This window comes from Paenibacillus sp. P2(2022), from assembly GCF_029522175.1.
In the GTDB taxonomy this organism is placed as follows: domain Bacteria; phylum Bacillota; class Bacilli; order Paenibacillales; family Paenibacillaceae; genus Paenibacillus; species Paenibacillus polymyxa.
Genome location: NZ_JAKWFI010000002.1, coordinates 598,089 through 623,306 on the forward strand (window position 1 = coordinate 598,089; position 25,218 = coordinate 623,306).

A 25,218-nucleotide genomic window follows, 5' to 3' on the forward strand; every position below is an offset into this window, starting at 1 on the left:
GTTCATGTCCGCGCAGGTAGTGATATCCGAATATAATCCGCAGTGGGTAGCAGAGTACATACAGGAACGAGCCAAATTGATAGAGGCTCTCGGAGACGTGTGTGTCGGCGTAGAGCATATCGGTAGTACATCCGTTCCTGGTTTGGGAGCCAAGGCTATTATCGACATTATGGTTGGAGTAGAAGATTTGGCGATGATTCAATCCGAACAGCGAGAGCGTTTGCTAGGTATTCAATATGAATATGTACATAAACCTGATTTTCCAGAGCGAGCTTTCTTTCGCCGTGGAGAATGGGGAGCTGGGACCCATCATTTGCATATTTACAAGTATAAAGGAGAGCATTGGGAAAACCATCTATTATTCAGAGATTACTTGAAAGCGCATCCTGAGGGCCTGGGAGCGTATGAGACTTTAAAAAAAGATTTGGCTCACCAATTCAATCATGACCGTGCAGCGTATACCGAAGCCAAGGGACCTTTCATTCGACAGGTGGTTGAGCAAGCGAAGCTTGAAAGACAAAGTAGAGACAAATGAAATTTTAGTACGCGTGGACAAGGTGGAGGAATGATGAAGAATAGGATGCTTGATGCACAGGTAACGCCGAATGGTTTAAAAGACAGAATGATGCTGCTGTCAGCACTGGATATTATATTGTCTCCAGAAGATTGGTTGCGCATGTATCGTATGCAGTCTGAATGGTCTGGTGATGTGTGCCTAGGTGAGGTGAACAACAGCGCTGGAGATACGATTCATATGCTATGGACGCGTGGAGCTGTGCTATTAAAAGGTTTTGACCACGAATCCCCTGTAAGTCCTCATGCAAGAGACGAATATGAGATCTGGCCGGGCATGTACGACGGTGTACCTGATGATATGATGGAGCTTTTAGAAGATGAAGCGCTGGAGAAGGAGGACGTTACCTTTTGTATGTGGAGGGAAGCGGGAGATAAGGAGTGGCGTATGGGCAACGTGAACATTCCTGAGGAATATGACGATGGCTCATCCTTTTTGCTGGGGAAAATTATAGTTACACCGGAGGAATATCAGGATTGGGCTGAAAGTTACTATGAGCTGCCGATTTCTCTAGGGGTGGTAAGCCAGATTTTCAACGGCGTTCCGATTACTGCACAGATGATCTCTGCGCTTCATCCACAGCGTAACGTTAGGGAAGCGATAAAGGAGCTAAAACAGCTTGGCGTTCAGGTGCATGAAAGCTAAGAATACAGATTTGTTTTTCTTGACAAGTTTTGTATATAATACAGGAGAAATGGCTGGGCTAATTACCTCGAATTAAAGGAGTTGTGTTGAAGATGTCCAAACGTTTGATTCCTTACATCACGATGGATGGAAATGCAAAAGAAGCAATCGAATTTTATGAAAAGGCATTGGATGCTCAACTGCTTTTTATCCAAACCTTTGGGGAAATGCCGGAAAACCCCGATTTTCCCATTCCCGCAGAGGTCAAGGAACGTGTGGGACATGCCACCCTTAAAGTGGGCGAGACAGAGCTCATGTTTTCGGATACCTTTCCCGGATCGCCGTTTAGCAGCGGGAATCAGGTGAGTATCTGTATTACAACCGATAGTGTGGAGCAAGCTCAAAAAATGTTTGATGCTTTACAGCAAGGAGGGCAGGTGGGAATGCCTTTGCAGGAAACCCATTTTAGTCCAGCTTATGGGAATGTAACAGACAAGTTTGGTGTCACCTTTCAAATGTTCACAGAGGCTCGGTCTTAAGAAATGGAAAACGGCTCGGTCCGCTACTTTAGCGATCTGGCCGTTTTTTTGCGTGCATGTCCTCGTCTGAAAAATAAATATACATACATAAAACATGGGGAGTGTTCGGATCTCTTTTTTCATGTATCGCTCAATTCCTAAAATAATTGTTTTAATATTGTTGAAATGGAAACCAAAATATATTATATTAAATTGTTAATGCACCAACGGGTGGGAGGACAGTCCATGAACAAAGAAGAACAGGTCATAATGGGTTTCAGGGACTTATATAACAAGATGGTTTGGCTTAATAAGGACAAGATGGAAGACAGTCTTAAGGGTTATAAACCTTCTGAAGTACATTGCATGGAATACATTGAAAAAAATGTAGATTCCAACGTGACAACACTTGCGGAGTCCCTTTATATGACTAGCGGTGCCATAAGTAAAATAACTAAGAAGCTCATAAAAAAAGGCCTTATCGAGAGCTACCAGAAGCCGGATAACAAGAAAGAAATTTACTTTAGGCTTACTGAGCAAGGGAAAGTAGTCTATAAAATCCATGAGGAACTGCACAAGGAGTTTCAAGAGCGGGATAAAGCCGTATTTGAGCAGGTAACCGAGGAGCAATTTGACAGTATGCTTAGCTTCTTGGAAAAGTATAGCAGGCATTTGGATGCAGAAATAAAGAAAAAGGATATAGATATCAAGTCGAAATAAATTTGAATAATGAAAATCAAACCACAGGCAGCCGGGCTCTATTGAGAACGGGCTGCCTTTTTTTTATTATTTTGTTTCCAGGGAAGAAAAAATGTGATACGATAATTTTGTTTCCTAGGAAGTAAAATTGCAACTTTTGAGGGGAGGATTTAAGTGTTCAAATTTAGATCACACCATAAACAGACCACAGAACAAACCGTAGATAAACACGCTTTAATATTCGGCCTTATCTCTGTGTTTCTTTGCGGAATAAGCTTCAGTATTATAATACCTGTCGTCCCATTCTTAGTGCAGCCTTATACAAGCAATCCGGGAGAACAAGCTATAGTTGTTACGCTGCTGACCTCTGTTTATGCATTCTGCGTGTTTTTTGCGGCTCCCGTACTTGGAGCTTTGAGCGACAAATATGGCCGTCGACCCTTGCTCTTAGTCTGCCTTTTGGGTTCCGCAATCGGGTACTTAGTTTTTGGTATAGGAGGAGCTGTATGGGTACTATTTGCTGGGCGTATCATAGAAGGTATAACAGGTGGGAGCATAAGCACGATCTTCGCATATTTTGCAGACATCATTCCTCCAGAACAGAGAACTAAATACTTTGGATGGTTGAGTGCAGTTGTAGGTGTCGGCACTGTCATTGGTCCAACTCTAGGTGGATTACTTTCCAAGTTTGGTTATTCTGTACCTATGTATTTTGGAGCAATAATCACTTTATTGAATGTTGTTTATGGATTCTTTTTTATGCCTGAGAGCCTTGACAAGAAACATAGACTGAAAGAGATTACCTTTGTAAGACTGAATCCATTTACACAGCTTGCAAACGTACTTTCCATGAAAAACGTGAAAAGGCTACTTGTCTCAGCGTTCTTACTCTGGATACCCAATGGATCTTTACAGGCAGTTTTCTCTCAATTTACAATGGATACCTTCAGTTGGAAGCCTGCACTAATCGGACTTATGTTTTCAATTATGGGTTTCCAAGACATCATTTCACAAGGTTTCATCATGCCAAAGCTTTTAAAAAAACTTAGTGATAAACAGATAGCCATTCTTGGAATGTTCTCCGAGATTATAGGCTACAGTCTTATTGCGCTATCTGCTTTGTTCTCATTCTATCCTCTTATTATCGCCGGAATGTTTATATTTGGTTTTGGTGATTCGATCTTTGGGCCCTCATTTAATGGGATGCTCTCCAAGTCTGTCGATTCTAGTGAACAAGGAAGGATTCAAGGCGGTAGTCAATCTATTCAGGCTTTGGCAAGAATGATTGGGCCTATCATTGGAGGTCAAATCTATGTATCACTTGGTCATGCCACACCCGCTTTTATGGGGATGATTCTTATAGCAGTGGCAATACCCGTTTTATATAAGAGAACGGATGTGAATATGTAAACTACCGCTCGAAGCTTTCCGTAATCACCTGCATAGCAGGTAGTTTTAAGAAAATAATAGGGTTTCAGAACTTAGGAACAAGTTCTGAAACCCTATTATTTTACAGTAACGCCTTGCTAAATTAATTTTACGTATGTGTACTTAAACGCCAAAGTTAAAATCATCATCTGTCAGCGGCTCTACATTCATTGCCCGTACATAGCCGTTTCCTTTTTTAGAAAAGAAATCGTGCTGCTTGGTGTGGGTGCTGATGCCGTTGAATACAATGGGATTGACTTCTTCTTCTTCAAAAAGTGGGTCAAAGCCCAGGTTCATCATGGCCTTGTTGGCGTTGTAGCGCAAGAAGACTTTAACATCGTCTACAAGTCCAATAGGGGCATAAATTTGCTCGGTATATTGTTCTTCGTTATTGTGCAAGTAGCGCAGCAAGCCTACCAGCGTCTGGTAGAGGTCACGTTGTTCTTCCTCGTCCAGTTCTGCATAAATCTCCTGTGCCAGTACACCTACATAGACACCGTGAATACTTTCGTCACGCAGGATCAGGTCGATAATTTCCCCGCTGCATGTCAGCTTGCCTTGACCTGCCAGATAGAGAGGGTAGAAGAAGCCGCTATAAAACAAATAGCTTTCTAACAGTACCGACGCAGCCATCGCGAGATACAGGTCTTTCGGTGTATGGATGTTCATATAATACTGACGAATGGTTTCTGCTTTGGTCTGAAGATGCGGATTTTCTTCCACCCAGCGGAATACACCGTCAATTTCTTCCGTGGAAGCCAGGGTGGTAAAGATGCTACTGTACGATTTGGCATGAATTTGCTCCATCATCGCCATAAAGCTTAATACCGCTTTGCGTTGCAGTCCGTCTACATGCTCCATAATTTGCGGCATCCCCACACCGCCTTGAATGGTGTCTAGCAGAGTCAAGCCGCCCAGCACCTTCATGTAGGCTTCTTTTTCGATATCACTGAGGGTTACCCAGGACATTTTATCGTCAGACAGCGGAATTTCATCATCCGTCCAAAATTGCATAATATTCTGATTCCAGAACATCAGTGTGAAATCATCGTCCGAGCGGTTCCAGTTTACGGCTTGTATACCTGTCATTGTTAGCATTCTCCCTTCAGCTTGCGAGATTCCCTAGAAACACACGTGAGATGTTACCAGAGAGTCATCGTATGCTTGACATACGGAAGCTGTATCCGTGAGGGCTTTGTCCAATCCTGTAAAGGTCTGAACCACGCGCTGGATACAGCTTCTAATGCCAAGCATTCATATCTATTCAAAATCTAATTTTATTTTATAGCTTGTTACCATATATGCATTAGATGGAACAAGTGAGGCACTCTTCCACAGACAGTTTTTTGGTACGTGTGTAGTATAACGATTTAAGTCCTTTATGTGCGGCATACAGATAGCAACGTGCTAACTGACGCGTAGTCACGTCACTGTTCACATGAAGTACAGTCGAAATTCCTTGGTCCACGTGAGGCTGGATTTCGGCAATCAGATCAAGCACTTTGAATTGGTCCATTTGATAAGCGGATTTGTAAAAGAATACATTATCCTTTTGCAAATACGGCATCGGATAGTAAGTCGTCGAATTCGCATAGGTACGAGTCTCGATTTGCTCAACAATTGGCATAACGCTGGACGTTGCATTTTGAATGTACGAAATGCTGGCAGTAGGAGCAATCGCCATACGATAAGCGTGGTACAGACCGTTCTTCTTGACGTCTGCTTTTAGTTTGTCCCAATCCGCTTGAGTTGGAATATAAATGTCCTTGAACAATTCTTGCACACGTGCCGTTGTTGGACGATAATCCGTGTTCAGATATCGGTCAAAATATAGACCTGTCGCATAATCGGACTCCTCAAATCCATAGAAGCTTTGTCCGGCTGTTTTTGCGATTTCCATACTCTTTTCAATAGAATGATAGTTCATCGTCATGAAGAAGGTACGGACAAAATCCTTCGCTTCATTGCTTTCATACGCAATTTTGTTCTTGGCAAGGTAGCCGTGCAGATTCATGACACCCAGACCAACGGAATGCATTTCACTGTTCGCTTTTGCAACACCTGGGGCATTAGCTACTTGGGTCATATCGCTGACCGAGGTAAGAGCAATCATACCCTCATGAACGGACTCACGGATTTTGCCATGTTCCATCACATTTACAATGTTCAGGGAAGCCAGGTTACAGCTTACATCCCGGCGAATGATATCCTGTTGTCCATAATCTGTAATTTCGGAAGTTTCCTGCAACTGGAAGATTTCCGTACATAGGTTCGACATCTTGACTTGGCCCACGTTTTTAAGAGCATGCGCCTGATTTGCGTTACTTTTGTTCATAATATATGGATAGCCAGACTCCAACTGAATCATGGCAATTTTCGTCAGCATATCACGTGCGCTCATCGCTATTTTTTTCTTCACTCGATCGTCAGCGAGCAGCGTATCGTACATTTCATCCAGATCCATGTCGTCCAAATGTGTTCCATAAGCCTTGAACACACTATAAGGTGCAAATACATGCAGTGGTTCATTATCCTGTGCCAGCTTGTAAAAGCGGTTCGGCACCAGCAATCCGATCGAAAGTGTCTTGAGACGTACTCTTTCATCAGCATTGATTTTTTTACTATCCAGGAACTCCAGCACGTCCCATCCGAAAATGTTGTAATAGGCTGCACCAGAGCCTTTACGTTGACCCATTTGATCCGCGTAGGAGAAACCATCTTCCATCAGCTTCAGCACAGGCATAATGCCTTTTGCTGCGCCTTCTACACCTTTAATTGCCTCGCCGCGTGACCGCAGCTTCGACAGGTTAACCGCAACACCGCCGCCAATTTTGGACAATTGCATGCAAGTGTTCAATACATAGTTGATTGAGTTCAGAGAGTCATCCATTTCGAGCAAGAAGCAGGACACCAATTCCCCACGGCGGCTTTTGCCAGCGTTCAGGAAGGTTGGTGTAGCTGGCTGAAGACGTTGCTCCATCATCGAGCGGGACAACAGGCGCGCCGTATCGGCGTTGCCGCGTCCCAAATGCAGGGCGACAGCAGCCACCCGGTCAGGGTAGTGTTCCAGATAGACTTTACGGTCGTTACTCTTCATTGCATAATCAGTATAAAACTTGGATGCTGCCATATAGGAAGGGAATTTAAAATTATAGCTATGAGTGATATGGAAAATATCATTAATTTCATCAGCTGTATAGCTGTTATAGAAATTTTCGTAATAATCATTCTCAATCATATACAGCACTTGAGCAGCTGTGTCAGCAAACTTCAAACTCCGTTCTTGAACTTCCTTCATAAATTCTGCTACAGCCTCTTGGTCCTTTTCCAATTGGAAAAAGCCGTCTGTATCGCGTTTCATCAACATGTTGTTCAATTCAATATGCCGCAACTCGGCTCACCTCCTGTTTAAAACGCTCCACATCTCCGAACGTTCCAGATAATTCAAATTTGCTAATCACGGGGACATTATAATGGTCGGCAATCAAATCCGCACTTTTGGCAAATTTCTCACCCCAGTTACGGTTGCCGCTTGCAGCTACACCAACAAGGTTTTGTGCATTTTTTTTCAAAAATGAAGATACCCTCTCAGGTATCTGCCCAAACCCGGTTGTATATGTAATGAGTACGTAAGGTTCTTCTATAGTCATTTGCTCCTCAATCTGAACCGCCGGAAGCTTGAGCTTGTTTATAAATCTTTTTACATTGCCGGTCTTGGAATCATAAGCAATCAGCATGGTGTGCAACCTCCTTAACAATTAACGAAAAAAAGAAAACGGCATTGCCAAGAGACCCATCATAGCTGTAATCCCTTGCTGGCTGCGCCATTTAAGATTTTTGACTCTATATTTACATGTATTTTCATACCTTTATCTTCAAGATATCGGGCATAAATACGTTTTTTACACTATATTTAGAGTACATTTTCTATTTTATATCTATATATAGTTTTGTCAATCGGTCTAGAGAGGCTCAGAGGACCCAGATCGGGTGTAAGTCCAAGCAGGGTGCGGAAAAGAGCGAAAGAACTTTTTTTTCGTAAGTATGTTAAAAAAGTATTGGAGTTTTTTAAGCTGAGGATGTACGATTTGTCAATGGGCAATAGAATGGAAAATTTACATTTTACTGTAGAAAGGATGAGGCAAATGGGAAGTGGTTTTATGGCATTTCAACCGTTTAGTATTATCTTTTTTGTCGTGTTTGGACTCATTGCTTTTGTAATCATTATGGGAATTGTCAAATCGATAAGTGCAGGTCTTTCCAATCAAGCAGCCGAACAGGTCCAACGTTCTTGCAAGGTTGTGGATAAGCGAACGAGAGTGCGTGGGGGGTCAGGCAATTTTTCAGCTTCGACCGATTACTATATCACCTTTGAATTTGACAGGGGGGAGCGTAAGGAGCTGGAGGTGAAGGATACGGACTTCGGAATGATTGTAATCGGGGATCGCGGGGAGGTTCATTATAAAGGTACACGTTTCCTGGAGTTTGTGAGATTAATGGGAGCGTAAAAGGGGGACAGGGTGATAGAGTATTACCAGAACCAATACATAATAGGGAGGAAGCTGACGATGCCACATATCATTGGAGCACGAATTGTATTAAGAGAGTACCGTCAGGAGGATATACCTGATATCCGAAGATGGGTTAATGACTCGGCAATCACACATGGATTAAGCGACGTATTTATCTATCCGCATTCACAGGCTAATAGTGAATCTTTTGTACAGATGATGATTGACGGCAACTCTGAGATCAAGGGCTTTGTCATTGCACATAAAGATACACTGGACTATATTGGACAACTCGATTTATTCAAAATCAACTGGGTAAATCGGCACGCCACCCTTGGTATTGTAATCGGGCGCGACGGTGATCTGGGCAAAGGATATGGGCGGGAAGCGATACGATTGATACAAAAATTTGCATTTCATTCACTGAATCTGCATCGGCTGGAGCTGGAGGTCTATGCGTTCAATGAACGTGCATATCGTTGCTATCTGGCATGTGGCTTTAAGGAGGAAGGCCGACTACGAGAAAAGCTATTCAGGGAAGGACAGTACTATGACATCATTCAGATGGGGATGTTGCGAAATGAATATGAGGCTGTAGAGCAAGCGAAGGAGCCCTGAAAGTGAGGCCACATAAGCTATTTTACTCCGTCAGCTTTCTTCAATTTTTTATGAGTGAAATCACGGGAACTACGCTCATCTTATTTCTGTTAGCTAAAGGACTTTCTCTGCAAAGTGCGAACTTCTTGCTGGTTGTATTCTTTGTAAGTATTTTTCTGTTTGAAATACCAACTGGAGCTATTGCAGACAAATATGGAAGAAAAATTTCTGTTGTTTTGGGGCTTTGTTGTTTTCTAGTCTACAGTGTATTGTTCGTTTGGACAGATCGCATGTGGCTGCTTGTGTTCGCACAAGTTTTTGGGGGGCTGTCAATATGCTTGCAATCAGGCTCGTTGGAATCCTGGGTTGTGGAAAACAGTGATAAGCCCATGGAAGTTCTTTTTACAACCTCAAACAGTATACAGTACATTTCGGGATTTATTTGTGGTCTGTTGGGGGCCTTCCTTGCAACATTTAACTATTCACTTCCCTGGGCAGCCAGCATTGTCTCTATTATCTTATGTATTATTCTATGCTGCTTTTATATGAAAGAAAAGAATATTACCCATCGAGAAACATCTGCTACTCGCATTACAACGATTATCGGGGAAAGTGTCCGTATCGGTTTTGAAAATAAGTCGATCTGGATTGTGTTTGTTATTGGTTTATTTATTAGCTTTTCGAATTCGGCGGGGAATACATTTCAACAGCCACGTCTGGTCGGTCTTTCTGAACAAGGAATTTGGATTATGGGATTGATCAAGGCGGGTTATTCACTATGTATGACTTTGGGAAGCTATTTGGTTCGAAAGCTAGGCGCACGTTATAGTGATGTACATATACTCATGTATGCTTGCGGGATGATTGGGATATGGCTCATTTTAGCCGGTGCTTTCAACACGTTTTATCCTGTACTGCTTACCTTTTTAATCTATGAAATTGGGCGAGGGATGTACCCGGTTGCCAAACAAATTTTTCTAAACAAAAGAATCTCTAATGCGTATCGTTCAACACTGCTATCTCTGGATTCTGCCATTTCCCAACTAGGTATGTGCATAGGTTTAATCGTGACAGGAGTCGTAAGCCGTAATTTTACCAATCTTGCTTCAGATCAAACACCTATTCAGATATCTTGGGTGCTGTGTGGCGGGATTGCATTGATTCCAATCTTTTTGTTGCTTTATGTCCACCGGGTGTCCAGGAAAAATAATAGCTGGAAAGAAAAAGTAACAAAACAGAATGTTTAGTGTAAAAAGGGGCTGACAGGTCTTGACTGTCAGCCCTTATATACTTTAGTAGCAATCAATCTCTACTTCTCCCCATACCATAGCTTCAGACGATTTTGAATCAGGCCAGTGAAGATTTCTTCAGCCTTTGGTACACCCGCCTGATCCAGCTCTTGGAGCATGCGGTCATACACGGCATCGAATTGATCTGGCTTGGCGAGTACAGCCTCAGGAATCCGTTTGCGTACAATGTCCTGCGACTTCTGATAAATAACATTGTAATTTGTATTGGTCGGAACAGGCATGTTGTAGGCAGCACCCCACTCTTTTACCGGAAAATCCTTTTCGTTCGGGAACAGGTCTTTCCATGTCCGAGCTTTATATGCCTGAAGGGATTCTTTTTCCGCTTGGCTATAATTTTCGGTAATCATCTCCGGATAATTGGTTGTGTAATAGTTGCCAGTAGGGTCCTTCACGCTATCGCCGTAATGTGGTCCCCATATCCAATACAAACCGATACCTGATTCTCTGCTAAAAGAAGCGTTATCTTTGTTTTTGCGTTCTTGCACAGCTGCAGGAATGACTCGTTTGCCGTTCTCTACATTGTAATGCTGGCCTTCGATTCCCCAATTACGTAAAATTTGCCCTTCATCGGAGGCCAGGAAGTCCAGAAACTTGATCGCTCGCACCGGATTTTTGCATGAAGTTGTAATGCCAATCCCAGACGCAGTATCGAAACCAATGGGCTGGAGGGAATGATCCTCGTATTGCTCATTTAAAGTGACCGGAAAGTGGGAATAGGTGTATTCATCCTTACCTGCTGCCTTGAGCGCATTTTCGGCATCCTGGTAGTTCCATTCCTGATCAATCAGTCCGATGACACGACCTGCGGCGATTTTGGATTTGTATTGATCACTTTTTTGTACAAAAGTATCCCTATCCAACAGACCTTCATTGTACATATGGTTTAACCAACGAAAATACTCTCGCTCCTCCGGGCGTTTGTAGTGAAGAATGGCTTTGTGTGTTTTAGGATCAATATAATATTCTCCATCGTCTGGTCCACCTGTAGCTGTAACTGCCGGGTTTGTCACAGTAATCTGCATTTTCCAGTCCTCGGCATCGAGTGATAAAGGGATGGTAGGCTGGCCATTGGTAGTAGGGTATTTGGCGACATAATCTTTAAGTGCTTTTTCAAAATCTTGAACGGTGCGAATTTTGGGGTATCCGAGTTTCTTAAGGGCTTGGTGCTGGATTTCGAAGCCTGCTTGTGCATCAAACGCGATGTGATCTACGCCCAAATTGGTTGGGATGGTGTAAATGGCGGGATCTTCACTACTGTATTTAATACGATTAAAATAATCTCCATACACTTTCTTAATGTTAGGACCGTATTTATCAATCAGGTCGGTTAAGTCAATGAGTGCTCCGGCATCGACCAGCTTTCCAATGTCTCCTTTGGGGTACACGAGATCAGGGTACTCTCCACTAGCAGCCATTAAGGCAAACTTTTCCTCACCTCGACCGTTAACAGCATGTTCGGCATTTAGTGTAACACCCGTTTTCTTGATAATTTCCTGCCCGACAGCGTCCTTCATGTTATTCCAGTTGGAGCTTGAGTCACCGCCAAAGAACGTTAATGTAATGGGACTGGTGTCATCGGGGTCTTCCTTTTCTGCCGTACTGCCTTTGCTATTCGCGCAGCCCGTTGTAACGAGCAGCAGCAAAGCCAGAAGCAGGATGGAGCATTGTTGTACCGACCTGTTCGTGAACATCTGCAAATCCCCCTTAATAAGTATGATTTACACAATGTAAGTGCTTTCATTAGTAAATTGTAGGAAATAAAGAACCTTACGTCAAGTTATTTATGTTTATTTGTTATGTGTTTTGTTTTTTATTAAGCAAACATATTTAATGAAAGGTGTGGATTTGTGCAAATCCATCGTTTGATGATCTAAAACAAAGTATGCTACGATGGTACCAGTTTATAGGCATACCTGTATATTTAGAAGACTAAGGTAGAAAAAGATTTCGAATAGGGTTGGGTGAGGAGATGCGTGGAAAAGTAACATTGCAGGAAATTGCGGATGCGGCGGGTGTTTCAAAGTTCGCTGTTTCACGTGCACTGTCAGGCAAACCCGGTGTAAGTGAAGAGACGAGGGCGCTGCTGGTTAAGCTTGCTGCCCAGATGGGTTATTTTCGCAGTCATCCCAAAATGACCGGGGTAGAGCCTCGGGACACAGATGCCAGAGAATGGTCGGGTACCGTGCTGGTGTTATTTCCGAATATTCGACACCAGAATCGGGAGTCCAGGTACTGGGGACCTGTATTTGAAGGGATTTCCGAGCGTCTGAACCGCAAGGGATTGGATATGATCACGTTAACGGAGCCTTCAACTGATGATATGTTTTCTTTGCTGAACCCGGAGGCCATTAAAGGGATTATCACAGTAGGAACAATTTCAACTACGTTGTTGCTGAACATTTATCGAATGGGTATTCCAGTCGTCATGGTGGATCATTGGGACTCTGCATTTTTAAGTGATGCGGTGTTTACGGATAATCGCACATGCATGAATGAATTAATGAAGGATTTGCTGTGTAGGGGTTATGCCCACTTTCAGTTTGTGGGTCATATTGACGACGCTCACAGTTTCTATGAACGTTGGGAAGCTTTTCGGTCCGCACTGGAAATGAGCGGAGTAGAATTACGGCAGAACAAAGCCCTTATTTATGGGGGAGCGCAGGCACTTGCCGAGGAAATGGACAAGTTGCCCGAGGATGAGCTGCCAGAGGTTTTTGTTTGCGCTAATGACGTGACTGCTTCGCAAGTCGTGGAAGTGCTGAAAGGAAAGGGGATTGACGTTCCGAGGCGGTGCGGGGTGACTGGGTTTGACGATACGAATGATCAAATGCCGATCTATGCCACGGTGAGAGTGGATAAGGAACTGTTGGGGATGCGAGCGGTGGACCAGTTATTATGGCGCATCATGAATCCAAGCTCGCCTGTGGAAAAAAAGCTGCTGCACGCTGATCTACTCATACGGGAAGTTCACGCGCCACGGATCAGCCGGGAAAATGATGATCGTGATCGTTCCTTTAGCACAATTAAATATAGTTGATGTGCGGATATGTGGGATGAATTCGATCCGCAGTGAAGACGAGGGAAGTCGCTTTTAGCCTGTTTAGGGGTAGAGGGCGACTTTTATTTTGTGTTTTACCGGTTGTTCCAAAAAAACAATTGACTAACTTGTTAGCTTAATGTTATTTTTGTTATGTTAATGAGTGATCCAGATGTTCCCAATCATCCTTATAGGGAGGCTTGCGACGATGATTAATGTAATAGGATTGGATGGCTGGAGGTTTAGGGAAGCACAAACTGATGAGTGGCTCAGTGCGAAAGTGCCGGGTTGTGTGCATACCGATCTTTTGCAACATGGTAAAATTCCTGACCCTTTTATCGGTATGAACGAGATAGAGGTACAGTGGGTTGATAAGCAGGATTGGATATACGAAGCCTATTTTGAGATAGATGCAAATCAGCTTCAATGTCAATGTGTAGAGCTGGTGTTGGAAGGCCTGGACACATACGCAGATGTAAGAGTAAATGGTCAAGCTGTCTTATCGGCCAATAATATGTTTCGGGTATGGAGACAGGATGTGAAGGCATTTGTTCAGCAAGGGAAAAATCGGCTTGAAATCCATTTTCGCTCTCCGATTACGGAAGATGTGCCTAAGCTGGAAAGGTTGGGCTATGGACTTCCCGCACCGAATGATCAGTCCGAAATAGGTGGCTTGTCCGATAAAAAAGTAAGCGTTTTCGCTCGTAAGGCTCCCTATCACTATGGCTGGGATTGGGGACCAAGGCTGGTGACGAGCGGGATCTGGAGAGAGGTTCGGCTTGAAGCTTGGTCTGGACTGATCGTGAGAGACTTATTTATTCGACAGGACGAAGTGAGTACGGAGAGGGCTGAACTCACGGCATTGGTAGAAATTGAAAATGCAGATGAGATTAGAGATGCCGAGTTGTGTATTTCTGTTGACGGCGGGGTATGGTCCAAACCGGTTCGCCTGCGGAAGGGAAAGCAAACAGTGGAGCTGGGGCTGGTGATAAAGGAGCCGAAGCTGTGGTGGTGTCGTGGACTGGGAGAGCCGCATCAGTATACGTTTGTAGCCGAATTGAAGGAGCAAGCACAGGAAGCGGTGATTGCGGAAAAATCAGTGAAAACGGGACTGCGATCGATTCGTCTTGTACGTGAGCGGGATACGGCAGGCGAAAGCTTCTATTTTGAACTGAATGGAATCCCCGTGTTTGCTAAAGGAGCCAACCATATTCCGAATGACAGCTTTGCTGCCGAAGTTACGTTGGAACGATATCGGCATGAAATTGCCAGTGCAGCCGCCTCCAATATGAATATGTTGCGGGTGTGGGGTGGCGGTATTTATGAACAAGACGTATTTTATGACTTGTGTGATGAATACGGCTTGCTCGTGTGGCAAGATTTTATGTTCGCATGCAGCATGTATCCGGGGGATCAGGCTTTTTTGGACAATGTGACGCAGGAAGCCGAAGATAACATCAAGCGATTGCGCCATCATCCTTGCATTGCGTTATGGTGCGGCAATAATGAGATTGATTCTGCGTGGGCCCATTATGAAGAAAATGCGGGCTGGGGCTGGAAAAAGGCCTACACGCCTGAGCAACGGGAACGCCTATGGGATGATTATGAGACGCTCTTTCACCGGATTTTACCGGAGGCGGTAAATACCTGGGCTCCGCAGACGGCATATTGGCCCTCCTCACCGCTAATTGACCTGACCGGAGATCGAAACCAGCATGCTCATCCGTCCTCAACAGCAGGAGACATTCATTATTGGGGAGTATGGCATGCGTCTGAGCCGTTTGAGAATTATCGCATACATGTGGGCCGTTTTATGAGTGAGTATGGTTTTCAGTCCTTTCCTGAATACAAGTCTGTTCGCACGTATGCGGAAGAGAAGGATTTGGAACTGGAATCTGCGGTGATGCTGGCACATCAAAAAAACGGTTCAGGCAATCGGTTGATTCAAGAATACATGGGACGGTACATGCGGCAGCCCAAGGATTTTACATGTTTTCTTCTCATGAGCCAAGTTTTACAGGCAGAGGCGATGAAAATGGCTATAGAGGCCCATCGTCGTCACAAGCCCTATTGCATGGGGACATTATACTGGCAGATGAATGACTGCTGGCCCGTTGCCTCTTGGTCGAGTATGGACTATTTTGGTCGTTGGAAGGCGCTTCAATATACAGCTAAACGCAGCTTTGCCGATGTGCTCTTGAGTGCAGTAGATACGGAACAGGGGAGTAAAGAACTGCATCTGGTTAACGATACGCTAGAGCCGATAGCAGGTACGCTGCGGCTGACGCTTTTGCATATCCGTGGCAGTCAGGCTATTCGTGATGAGAACATTAAGGTAGAACAGCCAGCGGGCGGCGCAGGGATCGTACATATACTGCCTACCGACCAATGGCTGAATGGCCTGGATCGTACGGAGCATATGCTGGTCGCACGTCTGATACAAAACGGTCAACAGGTGGCCTCCAGCGAAATTTATTTTGCAGGCACGAAAGAGATGGATTTACCTCTGGCGAAAATTGAAGTGACAGAGATACAGGGAAGTGGGGGCAGTAGGTTCATGCTCTGTTCGGATACACTTGCTAGACATGTGTGGTTGACCGCAGAACAGGAGGGGATTTTCAGTGACAACCACCTGGATCTGGCTCCCGGTATTCCCAAAACGGTGGAATTTTTGACCTTGCGTAACGGTGCCTCCGCATTTGAGGCAGCTGCGCCAGGTGCATTGACGGTACAATCATTGGTCAATTGGATACAAGGGTAGAGGACAGTAAAAGGTTATCCGCCTTGAATATAGTAAGCATCTGTCTCCCGGGGACATGAGGTCAACTTCGGGAGAACAGATGTTTTTTTATCTTCATTTTATGCAGAGTGGAGCGCTTCCATTGAGCTTGAAGCCATTGTGGTGTACACTGTCCAGAACAGGTGTAAATTGGAACGTCAGGAAGGATGGAAGGTTACAAGGAGGGAAAGTAACATATGTATGACCGTTTAAGATCGTTAAATTATCCAGTCAAACTTTATATTTTTATCGCACTGGCCTTATGCTCCGTAATCAGTACATTGTGGATCATTAACGTGCGATTGCCCTCAGGGGGCCGCCCTTATTTTTTTATTTGGTGGAATATGATGCTGGCCTGGATTCCTATGCTGCTGACGCTTTTGCTAGATGTCATTCATTGCTCGTGGAGACGGGGAACGAGGACATTTATGCTCTGGATCATAGGGGCTGGCTGGCTTTTCTTTTATCCCAATATACCCTATTTGATTACAGATTTGCTGCATGTATTCGCCAGATATCCATTTCTCGGGGAGCAGCGTTTTTGGGGCAATCCGTACTTTTGGAATCATGTATTAGGGATGCTGCTGGTAGCTGTGCTTGGCCTCACCATGGGGGTTGTATCGCTTGAATCCGTACGACAATTGGTGCAGCGTGCTCGAGGCGGGCTTGTCAGCTGGTTGTTTATGCTGGCGGTACTTCTGCTAAGTAGCCTGGGGATTTATATTGGTCGTTTCTTTCGAGGAAACACATGGGATATTGTGTCTGCGCCGTCCCAGTTGTACACACAAATATCTTCCATATGGGCAGACTCTTTGCAACGCACGCATTTCGTGGAGTTTAGCGGGATGATATTCGTGATTATGCTCGTTAGCTATGTATCCACGATGTGCGTGGTCTGGATGGGGAACAGCCGCCGGGACGAATGGCATCGCTGGTGATTACGATGGGGCTGAGTGGCTAAATATCATCATAAGATAAAATGTAAAGGCAAAGGAGGAATAGCTACAATGAACGGACAGAATCGATCTGATATCCGCGCTGGTCTTCAGGTGGATATTGTGCTTAAAAAGGATCAGCCCACGGGTAAGCTGACGCGAGGAACGGTGAAGGATATTTTGACCAATTCCCCGCGTCATCCGCATGGAATCAAAGTACGTTTGGCAGACGGGCAGGTTGGACGTGTCAAACATATTGTAATGAAAGAAGGATAGAGCTTGTAGGCTTAGGAGGGATGATGTATGAATCAGGCAACGGCATGGTCTAAAAATGATCGTTACCCGCTTGTTTTACTTGTACTGCTGGTGCTTGCTCTCATTTGGTCCTTGGTTCGTCCGGCGGATTATTTTACATGGGTACTGGAAGTTCTCCCAGCCGTTTTGGGAGCTGTACTGCTGGCTGCTATTTACCGTCGATTTCGTTTTACAAATCTGGTATACACCCTCATCTGGCTACATGCATTGATCCTGATTGTCGGCGGGCACTATACCTATGCTGAAATGCCGCTATTCAACTGGATTCGGGATACGTTTGGGCTGGAGCGCAATTATTATGATCGACTTGGGCATTTTGCGCAAGGTTTTGTACCTGCACTCATTGTCAGGGAAGTGCTGCTACGTAAGACGGCTTTGGGAAGCGGAAGCTGGCTCACTTTTCTAACGGTTAGTGTATGTCTTGCGATCAGTGCTGTGTACGAATTGATTGAGTTTGCCGTTGCCAAGGCAACCGGTACAGCGGCAGAGGCCTTTTTGGGAACACAGGGAGATATATGGGATACTCAATGGGATATGCTTCTTGCATTCATCGGTGCCCTGACAGCGGTGATTTTGTTAAGCGGGGTACATAACAAGCTGCTCAAGCAGCTAAAGGTGTAGCAGGGTTTCTTGAAAGTCCAATATTTTTGAGGGTTATATTCGCGTCACAGGGTAGCTGTCGAGATGTAGGGTCGCTGCATCCATGTAGCTGTCCAGCAGCCGCTCAAAAATACGGTCCCATGTCTGCTCCAGACTGTATGCTCTACCGGTTCTGGACAGAAAGTCGCGAAGTGGGGCATCCTCGTACAACAGGAGTACAGCTTTGGCAAATGCAGCGGCGTCCCCAGCTGGACACAGTAGCCCTGTTTTCCCATCGATTATATTGTCTTTGACCCCGCCTTCATTCGCGCCAATCACGGGTGTGCCGCTGGCCATAGCCTCCAACACGACGTTACCAAAGGTTTCCGTAGTGGAGGGAAAGAGGAATACATCGGCTGCAGCGTAGAGTTCAGCTAATTCCGCTCCTTTTACAAAACCAAGCCAGTGAACTGTGTGCTCTGGCACCCCGATATCAGCTGCAGTTTTGTACTTAAACAATGGGCCATCTCCTGCAATGACCAGTACTGAGGCTGCGCGGACGTCGTCGGGTAACTGGAGATAGGAATCCAGTAACGTGTCTATCCCCTTTTCCGGTGCAAGTCTGCCCACATATAAAATCACAAATGCGTCTGCATGAACGCCCCATTTTTCCCATATCGCTTCGCGATTCACTGGGGGCTGGAAGCGGTCGGTATCAATTCCTCTACCCCAGATTTCGAGCTGTCCCATTCCTTTATTGCGTAACAATTCCATGGTTGACCGAGAGGGGACATATACCCTTTCACAATGTCTGTGAAACCAGAGCATGTATTTCCATAATGCAGGTTCAAGCCAGCGAAGCTTGTAATATTCGAGGTATTTATCAAAGTGGGTGTGATAGGAGGCGACGAGTGGAATATGGTGTTTGGCAGCGTAGCTTGTTCCATACAAGCCAAGGTTAAACGGAGTAGCGACATGAATTAGATGCGGGGAAAAGGCTGACAGGCGCTCGTTGATTTGTTTGGCGTTAGGGATGGCAAGTCTGCATTCCCGGTACAATAAAAAGGGAATACTTCGGAATCGCTCCACGCCCGGCCCCGAGGACAGATGATGATCTGCCTCCGGTGCGAAGACAAGCGTAGATACCCCATGTGTCTCCAAATAGCCAATCCATCGTTCCAGTGTCAGAGCAGCGCCATTGACATCAGGCGTATACGTGTCTGTAAATAATGCGACTCGAAGCATGCCTTCATTCCTCCTCCGCCATTCTCATTTATCCTATGATGTTCCAGGGGAGTCCGCTTGGAGGCTCCGGCTTTTATTGTGTCATGATTTTGTTTACGGGCTTGCTGGGTTTTGTAAAAGTTGGCCTGCGGACAGGCGCTCTTCTCAGATTTTACTAATCCATAGCACGATAAGTTCCTCTTGTGAGGTTGATGCATATAGGTTAATTCTGTTGATATGTATCCTAGTAGGAGCTGTACATTTCATAAATATTCCTGATCTCCGATGGTTTTGGGTAATAATAAAACATGGACTTTGTCTTGAAATTTCATTATAGTAATTCGGTATGAATAAATTTGAAGGGTAAGCAGGAGGGATGGCTGTGGCTTTTGGAGCACGGGTGTTAAAAACGGGAATCGCAGTGACGCTCGCCCTTTTTCTGAGCACGCTTTTGAACACCCATTCGCCTGTGGGGGCAGCGATAGCCGCTATTTTTGCCATGCAACCGTCGATATATAGGTCGTGGCGTTATTTTCTGGATCAACTCCAAACAAGCACATTAGGTGCAATCATGGCGTTGCTGGGCGGAATGGTATTTTCGAATGAGCCGATTGCGGTCGGACTGGTATGTGTATTGGTACTGATGATATGTCTGAAAATAAACATGGCTGATACGGTTGGATTGACACTTGTGACCGTTGTTTCTGTCATGGAAGCTTCAGGGGACTGGAAATTTGCGGTAACCCGCTTTGCGCTGACTCTGATCGGGATTGTGTCTGCTTTTGTCATCAACATTACCGTTTTTCCTCCCAAACCGAAAAGGCAGTTTATCAATCAGATTCAAAATGTATTTAACAGCATGTCCTTGCTGCTGCGAACTGCCATTTCCGATGAGATTAAGGAGTCTGTCTTTAGAGAGGAAAAAGGAAATTTGGAGGGGGCTATTAAATCACTCTCGGATAAATATCATTTGTTCGAAGAGGAGCAGAAAAAGCTCAAGCGCACCAAGTTCAGTCAGACGAGACAAATGGTCGTATACAAACAAATGCTCGAAAGTTTGCACAAAGGTTACGAGGTCTTGGATGCGGTGGAAAGGCACTACTTCCAATCTTTACGTCCAGAGGGAACAGATGCGTTTTTTGACGACCATCTGGAGCGGCTGATTCGTTTCCACGAGCACGCTCTGCTGAAATTCGAAAATAAACTGAAACCAAATGAGGATGAAAGTGAATTGTTCCAGCAGGCTAACGGTGATTTTATGAAGCATGCAATTACACGTTTTGACCATTGTCAGGAGGGGATGCTACGGCTTTCCATCGTAGCTGCGACGATGTACGACTATGGTCATCAACTGGAGCGATTGAGTAGACTGGCCGACCATATTCATCCTGTGGAAGAGAGCCGATAGGCGATTTCGGAAAAAAGAAAAGGCGACCGTATTCATCAATCAGATGGACGGTCGCTTTTTTATGTAATGAATTTAATAAAGTAGGAACAGGCTAATGAAAGGTTGCCAGAAAGCACAAAAAAAGCCCACTGGTTGCGAACAGGGACTGAACTTGCTACAATAGAGGATGCTATGTTTTACATAGTAAAACCGTATTGCATAAGTTGTTAACACACTACTTGTTACATTATAGCATGCTTCAAAGGAATAGTCAATTTTCCCGGATCAGGGGGATGCGATGAGTATGCCCGGGTCCATAATAGAGCATAGTTTGTACGCAAGGGAGCCCTGCGCGGAGCAGGAGGAAACGGAACAGGAGCGATGTCAGTGACTACTGAGCAGCAATGGAATGAGGAACAACGAAGAGTAGAAGATGTGACCGCAGTCATTAGCGGGCGTATTCGGAAGCTGGAGACAGAGGTTGGTTCTGTGCGAGGCGATGTCGTCGATATGCGTAAAGACTTCTGGGATGAGGTAACGATCAATTTCAGTGAGGCGGATGATGTGGGAGAGACGTCCACCAGTTTGCGTCAGCAGTCTGAGATTTTGTCTGAGCGGGAACGAAGACACAAGCATTCCACTGAGGCGTTAGGTCGTTTGAAAAAGTTGCTTGACTCACCTTATTTTGCACGTATTGATTTTGCTGAGGAAGGGCAGACTGCGGAGCGTATTTATCTGGGGATTGCCTCCCTGCTGGATAACCAGGATGAGGAATTTCTGATCTACGACTGGCGCGCGCCTATTTCGAATCTTTATTACGATAACATGCCAGGTCCCGCTTCTTATAAGACCCCAGCAGGAGAGATGGAAGGAGAACTGATGCTCAAACGCCAATTCTCGATCCGTGACGGACAGATCCGCTTTATGTTCGATACCGGCGTCACCATTGGAGACGAACTCCTTCAAGCCGTATTAAGCCGGAGCTCGGATGCTCAAATGAAAAGCATTGTCGCCACCATTCAAAAGGAGCAGAATCGCATCATTCGTGATGATCGAAGCCGGATGCTGATAGTTCAGGGAGCGGCAGGAAGCGGTAAAACCTCCGCTGCGCTTCAGAGAGTAGCATATTTGCTATACAAGTATCGGGATCACTTGCGAGCAGATCAGGTCGTGTTATTCTCGCCAAACCCCATGTTCAACAGTTATGTTTCGACAGTATTGCCTGAATTGGGTGAGGAAAATATGCTTCAGGCCACATTTCAGGAATATTTGGAACGGCGTTTGGGCCGGGAGTTTCAGCTAGAAGATCCTTTTGAGCAGCTGGAATATGTGCTATCAGCGTCGTCACAGCCTGGGTATGAGGCTAGGATGGAAGGTATCCGCTTTAAGTCATCCAAGACGTTCTTACATGTGATTACAGGCTACAAAGCGCACCTGGAACAAAAGGGAATGCGTTTTAAACCGGTGCGTTTTCAGGGACGTGAGGTGATTTCAGTAGAGCAATTGACAAGCAAGTTTTATGGATTTGACTCGGCTGTGCGGCTGGCGAACAGATTGGAGCTGCTGCGTGATTGGATGCTCAAAGAACTGGCTCGCTTTGGTAAGGAAGAATGCTCCGCTCCTTGGGTGGACCAGCAGATGGATCTGATGGAGCCGGAGGATTATCAGCGTGCATATAACCGCATGCGCCGGAAATCCAAGAATAAAGGCGATACCTTCGACGACTTTACGCGTGAAAGAGAAATATTGGCGCGTATGGTGGTCAGTGATCGCTTAAAGCCCCTGCGCAAGTGGATTAAGGCACTTCGCTTCGTGGATACAACCCGTCTATACAGCGAGCTGTTTATGAACGAGACGTTATTAAGCGAACTGTCGAATCATGCAGAGCTGCCCGTCAACTGGAGTGAAATTAGTCGGCAAACTCTGAAACGCATTCAGGCTGGAGAACTAGCGTATGAGGATGTGACGCCCTTTTTATATTTGCGTGAGCTGATGCTGGGCTTCCGCTCCAATAGCAACATCCGTCATGTGTTTATTGATGAGGCACAGGACTATTCACCATTCCAGCTGGCGTTCTTCAAACGATTATTTCCACAGGCTAAAATGACAGCACTGGGCGATTTTAATCAGGCTATCTATGCCCATGCTTCGGTGCTTCAGGATGCAGAACCATTGTATGACCTGTATGGAGCAGAACAGACCGAGATGATTTCCCTGACACGCAGCTATCGTTCCACACAGGAGATTGTAGAGTTTACCCGGGGGATGGTAGCAGGAGGGGAGCATATTGTTCCGTTTAACCGTAAGGGTGAGAAGCCTCTGGTAACCGAGGTGAACTCGCGTGAAAAGCTGCATCAACTGATAACTGAGAATGTTACAAAATTGCTGGCAGAAGGCTATGAATCCATCGCGGTGATCTGTAAAAATGCTGATGAAAGCGCGGCAGCCTACGCAGCACTAGAAGGACAACTGCCAGTAAAGCCAAAATTAATTAAGAAAACAACTCCCGCTTTTGAAAAGGGGATTCATATTATTCCGGCCTATCTGGCGAAAGGCGTGGAGTTTGATGCGGTTCTCATTTATGACGGATCGGCCCAAGAATACCAGCGTGAGAGTGAGCGTAAATTGTTCTACACGGCCTGTACGCGAGCGATGCATTTGCTGCATATCTATAGCATAGGGGAGATTACGCCATTCGTGAGTTCGCAGGAATCGGAGACGTATATCCGTAAAGTGAAATAAAGTGACCAGGTTCTTTAGGGGCGCTGGCAATATTGAGCGTATTCCAGTAACATAAGCAAATAAGCCAAACAGGTAAGAAGCATAAACGGAGGTTACAAACGTAATGGACATGAAAAGAGTATTTCAACGCCCACCGCTGGCGGACTGTGTGCCCGAGTTGGTAGCTACAGCTAGAGGGGAGCGCAAGGCATCGCTGGTGATCCGCGGAGGAACGCTGGTCAATGTGGTATCGGGCGAATTGTTACCGGGCATGTCTATTGCTGTGCAAGGCTCTCGTATCGCCTACGTTGGTAGAGACGTTAGCCATACGATTGGAGAAGACACCGTAATCATTGAAGCGGAAGGCCGCTATATGGCACCGGGTTTGCTGGACGGACATTGTCATATCGAAAGCACACAGCTCACCGTAACTGAATTCGCGAAGGCTGTACTGCCGCTGGGCGTGACGGGCGGTTTTTTTGACCCACATGAAATTTCCAATGTGCTCGGTCTAAAAGGGCTTCGTCTAATGCTGGACGAAGCCCGCACGACACCGCTGGCTGCTTACATGCAGGTAGCTTCCTGCGTGCCTTCCACAGGCCCAGAGCTGGAAACGACCGGTGCCTCTTTCGGTCCGGCGGAAGTCGCAGAGGCTCTAAGCTGGGGCCCCGATATGATTGGACTGGGCGAAGTAATGAATTTCCCTGGCGTCGTCTATGGTGACGACGTGATGATTGGGGAAATTCAGGCCACGCTGCGCGCCGGCAAGGTGGCGGACGGCCATTTTACATGGGCCTCCGATGATTGGCGGCTGCCGGTCTACGCAGCCGCAGGAATTACGGGCGATCACGAATGTGTCACGCCCGAGGATGTAGCCGAGCGCATCCGGCTCGGCATGTATGCCAAGATGCGGCAAGGCTCCGCATGGCATGATGTGGCCGAGACGATCCGTGCCAGCACGGAAATGGGTCTCGACACGCGCCGCATGATGCTGGTGACGGATGATCGCAGTGCGGAATCCCTGCTCCATGAAGGGCAGATGGACTTCGTGGTGCGTCATGCGATTGCGCAGGGCGTTAAGCCCGTGACTGCCTTTCAAATGGCAACGCTGAATACGGCAGAGCGCTTCGGCGTAGCACGGGACATTGGCTCGATTATTCCCGGTGCGATTGCCGATATTATCCTGCTTGATGGCCGCTTGGCCGAAGTGAATGTGACGGCTACCATCGCAGCGGGCCAACTGGTGGCTGAGTACGGACAAATGGTCGCCGACTGGGAAGGCTTTGTTTATCCTGCGGAAGTGATGGACACGGTCCATTTGGGTCGAGAGCTGAGTGGTGCAGATTTTCGTATTGCGGCTCCAGTACAGGAAGGGAATGTACCTGTACGGGTAATTCGTGTCACGGAAAATCATGTGGATACGAAGGAAGTGCGGATGACCGTTCCGGTGCGTGATGGTGAAGTTGCATCAGATCCTGCGCAGGATTTGTGCAAAATCGCCGTTTTCGAGCGGCATCATGCCAGTGGCAGCCACGCGGTGGCGCTTGTGACAGGCGTCGGCTTCACCGAGCCGGCTGCAATTGCCATGACCGTAGCGCATGACAGCCACAACCTGCTTGTCATTGGTAATGATGACGAGCTCATGACCCAGGCGGCGAAGCAGGCCGTTGCTCTGCGTGGCGGCGTGGTGGTTGTATCCGCCTCGGGTGATACGCGCTTCCCGCTCCCAATCGCTGGGCTGATGTCCCCAGCTCCGTTTACAGAGGTGGCTGCGCAGTCCGAAAGTATCAGCCGGGCACTTCAGCAATCCGGCTGCATGCTGAACAACGCGCTGATGACACTGTCGTTGCTCGCACTGGTCGTAATCCCTGAAATCCGCCTGTCGGATCAGGGACTTGTCGTGATCGGAGCCGACGGTATACGCAAGGTGTCTCTTTTCGTGGAAGAGGATGCTACGGAAGCCTGATAGAATACGTCGCT

The 25,218-nt window shown here is 46.1% G+C and carries 21 protein-coding genes; 16 read left to right on the top strand and 5 right to left on the bottom strand.

What is annotated here, in order from left to right; genetic code table 11:
* The first annotated feature begins 4 nt into the window (after positions 1-4).
* The 5 genes from MMB75_RS10080 (at position 5) to MMB75_RS10100 (ending at position 3,825) form a co-directional block, all read left to right on the top strand.
* Complete coding sequence (locus MMB75_RS10080; protein ID WP_045243886.1) at positions 5-535, top strand: GrpB family protein; 531 nt, start codon at positions 5-7, stop codon at positions 533-535.
* 30 nt (positions 536-565) lie between these two features.
* Complete coding sequence (locus tag MMB75_RS10085; RefSeq protein ID WP_230681840.1) at positions 566-1,219, top strand: hypothetical protein; 654 nt, start codon at positions 566-568, stop codon at positions 1,217-1,219.
* A gap of 92 nt (positions 1,220-1,311) precedes the next feature.
* Positions 1,312-1,737 carry a VOC family protein gene (locus MMB75_RS10090; RefSeq protein ID WP_016819177.1) on the top strand — a complete coding sequence of 142 codons (426 nt, stop codon included), beginning with the start codon at positions 1,312-1,314 and terminating at the stop codon, positions 1,735-1,737.
* Between the two features lie 225 nt (positions 1,738-1,962).
* A complete protein-coding gene (locus MMB75_RS10095) occupies positions 1,963-2,436 on the top strand; it encodes a MarR family transcriptional regulator (RefSeq protein WP_016819178.1) in 474 nt (157 codons plus the stop codon).
* 153 nt (positions 2,437-2,589) lie between these two features.
* Positions 2,590-3,825, top strand: coding sequence for an MFS transporter (locus MMB75_RS10100; RefSeq protein WP_017425800.1), 1,236 nt, complete (start codon positions 2,590-2,592; stop codon positions 3,823-3,825).
* A 141-nt stretch (positions 3,826-3,966) separates the two neighbouring features.
* Here the strand turns inward: MMB75_RS10100 and nrdF are convergent, their stop codons facing one another.
* The 3 genes from nrdF to nrdI form a co-directional block, all read right to left on the bottom strand.
* Positions 3,967-4,932 (bottom strand): class 1b ribonucleoside-diphosphate reductase subunit beta, encoded by a 966-nt coding sequence (gene nrdF, locus MMB75_RS10105; RefSeq protein WP_013370558.1) that lies wholly within the window; start codon positions 4,930-4,932, stop codon positions 3,967-3,969.
* 217 nt (positions 4,933-5,149) lie between these two features.
* Positions 5,150-7,234 (bottom strand): class 1b ribonucleoside-diphosphate reductase subunit alpha, encoded by a 2,085-nt coding sequence (gene nrdE / locus MMB75_RS10110; protein WP_045243884.1) that lies wholly within the window; start codon positions 7,232-7,234, stop codon positions 5,150-5,152.
* Positions 7,221-7,580, bottom strand: a complete 360-nt coding sequence (gene nrdI, locus MMB75_RS10115) for a class Ib ribonucleoside-diphosphate reductase assembly flavoprotein NrdI (RefSeq protein ID WP_016819181.1) — start codon at positions 7,578-7,580, stop codon at positions 7,221-7,223. The genes nrdE and nrdI overlap by 14 nt, the downstream gene beginning before the upstream one ends.
* A gap of 408 nt (positions 7,581-7,988) precedes the next feature.
* On the opposite strand from nrdI, the gene MMB75_RS10120 reads away from it, so the two are divergent.
* From MMB75_RS10120 to MMB75_RS10130, 3 genes are read left to right on the top strand one after another with little or no spacing between them, the layout of a single operon-like run.
* On the top strand, positions 7,989-8,351 hold the full coding sequence (locus MMB75_RS10120; protein ID WP_025364603.1) for a DUF2500 domain-containing protein: 363 nt from the start codon (positions 7,989-7,991) through the stop codon (positions 8,349-8,351).
* Between the two features lie 60 nt (positions 8,352-8,411).
* Positions 8,412-8,972, top strand: coding sequence for a GNAT family N-acetyltransferase (locus MMB75_RS10125; protein WP_016819183.1), 561 nt, complete (start codon positions 8,412-8,414; stop codon positions 8,970-8,972).
* 2 nt (positions 8,973-8,974) lie between these two features.
* Positions 8,975-10,198 carry an MFS transporter gene (locus MMB75_RS10130; protein ID WP_016819184.1) on the top strand — a complete coding sequence of 408 codons (1,224 nt, stop codon included), beginning with the start codon at positions 8,975-8,977 and terminating at the stop codon, positions 10,196-10,198.
* A 62-nt stretch (positions 10,199-10,260) separates the two neighbouring features.
* Here MMB75_RS10130 and MMB75_RS10135 read toward each other — a convergent pair whose 3' ends face one another.
* Positions 10,261-11,952 carry an ABC transporter substrate-binding protein gene (locus MMB75_RS10135; protein WP_016819185.1) on the bottom strand — a complete coding sequence of 564 codons (1,692 nt, stop codon included), beginning with the start codon at positions 11,950-11,952 and terminating at the stop codon, positions 10,261-10,263.
* 278 nt (positions 11,953-12,230) lie between these two features.
* Between MMB75_RS10135 and MMB75_RS10140 the strand changes: the two genes are divergently transcribed.
* From MMB75_RS10140 to MMB75_RS10160, 5 genes are all read left to right on the top strand, one after another.
* Positions 12,231-13,298 carry a LacI family DNA-binding transcriptional regulator gene (locus tag MMB75_RS10140; protein ID WP_016819186.1) on the top strand — a complete coding sequence of 356 codons (1,068 nt, stop codon included), beginning with the start codon at positions 12,231-12,233 and terminating at the stop codon, positions 13,296-13,298.
* A gap of 208 nt (positions 13,299-13,506) precedes the next feature.
* Positions 13,507-16,059, top strand: a complete 2,553-nt coding sequence (locus MMB75_RS10145; RefSeq protein ID WP_045243882.1) for a beta-mannosidase — start codon at positions 13,507-13,509, stop codon at positions 16,057-16,059.
* Between the two features lie 215 nt (positions 16,060-16,274).
* Positions 16,275-17,015 (top strand): DUF1361 domain-containing protein, encoded by a 741-nt coding sequence (locus tag MMB75_RS10150; RefSeq protein WP_045243881.1) that lies wholly within the window; start codon positions 16,275-16,277, stop codon positions 17,013-17,015.
* A gap of 69 nt (positions 17,016-17,084) precedes the next feature.
* On the top strand, positions 17,085-17,288 hold the full coding sequence (locus MMB75_RS10155; protein WP_016819189.1) for a YwbE family protein: 204 nt from the start codon (positions 17,085-17,087) through the stop codon (positions 17,286-17,288).
* A 27-nt stretch (positions 17,289-17,315) separates the two neighbouring features.
* Positions 17,316-17,948 carry a DUF2238 domain-containing protein gene (locus MMB75_RS10160; protein ID WP_016819190.1) on the top strand — a complete coding sequence of 211 codons (633 nt, stop codon included), beginning with the start codon at positions 17,316-17,318 and terminating at the stop codon, positions 17,946-17,948.
* Positions 17,949-17,981: 33 nt separating this feature from the next.
* Here the strand turns inward: MMB75_RS10160 and MMB75_RS10165 are convergent, their stop codons facing one another.
* Positions 17,982-19,151 carry a glycosyltransferase family 4 protein gene (locus MMB75_RS10165; RefSeq protein ID WP_045243880.1) on the bottom strand — a complete coding sequence of 390 codons (1,170 nt, stop codon included), beginning with the start codon at positions 19,149-19,151 and terminating at the stop codon, positions 17,982-17,984.
* Between the two features lie 355 nt (positions 19,152-19,506).
* Between MMB75_RS10165 and MMB75_RS10170 the strand changes: the two genes are divergently transcribed.
* The 3 genes from MMB75_RS10170 (at position 19,507) to MMB75_RS10180 (ending at position 25,204) form a co-directional block, all read left to right on the top strand.
* Complete coding sequence (locus tag MMB75_RS10170; RefSeq protein WP_031463284.1) at positions 19,507-20,538, top strand: FUSC family protein; 1,032 nt, start codon at positions 19,507-19,509, stop codon at positions 20,536-20,538.
* A gap of 360 nt (positions 20,539-20,898) precedes the next feature.
* Positions 20,899-23,259 (top strand): RNA polymerase recycling motor HelD, encoded by a 2,361-nt coding sequence (gene helD / locus MMB75_RS10175; RefSeq protein ID WP_260846449.1) that lies wholly within the window; start codon positions 20,899-20,901, stop codon positions 23,257-23,259.
* A gap of 103 nt (positions 23,260-23,362) precedes the next feature.
* On the top strand, positions 23,363-25,204 hold the full coding sequence (locus tag MMB75_RS10180; RefSeq protein WP_103042368.1) for an adenine deaminase: 1,842 nt from the start codon (positions 23,363-23,365) through the stop codon (positions 25,202-25,204).
* Positions 25,205-25,218 lie beyond the last annotated feature (14 nt).

What these genes read in the sequence shown, in the direction of transcription:
- MMB75_RS10080 (WP_045243886.1), top strand. Translation starts at nt 5, where the DNA reads ATGTCCGCGCAGGTAGTGATATCCGAATATAATCCGCAGTGGGTAGCA.
- MMB75_RS10085 (WP_230681840.1), top strand. Translation starts at nt 566, where the DNA reads ATGATGAAGAATAGGATGCTTGATGCACAGGTAACGCCGAATGGTTTA.
- MMB75_RS10090 (WP_016819177.1), top strand. Translation starts at nt 1,312, where the DNA reads ATGTCCAAACGTTTGATTCCTTACATCACGATGGATGGAAATGCAAAA.
- MMB75_RS10095 (WP_016819178.1), top strand. Translation starts at nt 1,963, where the DNA reads ATGAACAAAGAAGAACAGGTCATAATGGGTTTCAGGGACTTATATAAC.
- nrdF (WP_013370558.1), bottom strand. Translation starts at nt 4,932, where the DNA reads ATGACAGGTATACAAGCCGTAAACTGGAACCGCTCGGACGATGATTTC.
- nrdI (WP_016819181.1), bottom strand. Translation starts at nt 7,580, where the DNA reads ATGCTGATTGCTTATGATTCCAAGACCGGCAATGTAAAAAGATTTATA.
- MMB75_RS10120 (WP_025364603.1), top strand. Translation starts at nt 7,989, where the DNA reads ATGGGAAGTGGTTTTATGGCATTTCAACCGTTTAGTATTATCTTTTTT.
- MMB75_RS10125 (WP_016819183.1), top strand. Translation starts at nt 8,412, where the DNA reads ATGCCACATATCATTGGAGCACGAATTGTATTAAGAGAGTACCGTCAG.
- MMB75_RS10135 (WP_016819185.1), bottom strand. Translation starts at nt 11,952, where the DNA reads ATGTTCACGAACAGGTCGGTACAACAATGCTCCATCCTGCTTCTGGCT.
- MMB75_RS10140 (WP_016819186.1), top strand. Translation starts at nt 12,231, where the DNA reads ATGCGTGGAAAAGTAACATTGCAGGAAATTGCGGATGCGGCGGGTGTT.
- MMB75_RS10145 (WP_045243882.1), top strand. Translation starts at nt 13,507, where the DNA reads ATGATTAATGTAATAGGATTGGATGGCTGGAGGTTTAGGGAAGCACAA.
- MMB75_RS10150 (WP_045243881.1), top strand. Translation starts at nt 16,275, where the DNA reads ATGTATGACCGTTTAAGATCGTTAAATTATCCAGTCAAACTTTATATT.
- MMB75_RS10155 (WP_016819189.1), top strand. Translation starts at nt 17,085, where the DNA reads ATGAACGGACAGAATCGATCTGATATCCGCGCTGGTCTTCAGGTGGAT.
- MMB75_RS10160 (WP_016819190.1), top strand. Translation starts at nt 17,316, where the DNA reads ATGAATCAGGCAACGGCATGGTCTAAAAATGATCGTTACCCGCTTGTT.
- MMB75_RS10165 (WP_045243880.1), bottom strand. Translation starts at nt 19,151, where the DNA reads ATGCTTCGAGTCGCATTATTTACAGACACGTATACGCCTGATGTCAAT.
- MMB75_RS10170 (WP_031463284.1), top strand. Translation starts at nt 19,507, where the DNA reads ATGGCTGTGGCTTTTGGAGCACGGGTGTTAAAAACGGGAATCGCAGTG.
- helD (WP_260846449.1), top strand. Translation starts at nt 20,899, where the DNA reads ATGTCAGTGACTACTGAGCAGCAATGGAATGAGGAACAACGAAGAGTA.
- MMB75_RS10180 (WP_103042368.1), top strand. Translation starts at nt 23,363, where the DNA reads ATGGACATGAAAAGAGTATTTCAACGCCCACCGCTGGCGGACTGTGTG.